The sequence below is a fragment of the Blautia sp. AF32-4BH genome (genome assembly GCF_003460565.1).
Lineage (GTDB): Bacteria > Bacillota > Clostridia > Lachnospirales > Lachnospiraceae > Fusicatenibacter > Fusicatenibacter saccharivorans.
Genome location: NZ_QTVL01000040.1, coordinates 1988 through 2197 on the forward strand (window position 1 = coordinate 1988; position 210 = coordinate 2197).

Below are 210 nucleotides of genomic sequence, written 5' to 3' on the forward strand. Positions count from 1 at the left end.
TTTTTCTTCTTTCAGCTTGCTGGCGATCTGATACGGACCGTAGCCCTCAATCGTCATGGCAAAGATGCGCTTGACCACATCAGCGGCTTCGGGGTCAACCAACCATTGGTCTCTGGCTTCGTTCCAGAGATAGCCGTAAATGACCGTGCCTGTGAGGTGCTTGCCGGACTTGCCTTTGGACTGGAAAGTGGAACGGATTTTACGGCTGGT

The 210-nt window shown here is 52.9% G+C and carries 1 protein-coding gene; it reads right to left on the bottom strand.

Annotated features, from left to right (window positions below):
• Positions 1-210, bottom strand: a 210-nt coding sequence (locus DWZ44_RS18915) for a recombinase family protein (protein ID WP_243002171.1), incomplete at both ends; no start/stop codon positions are given.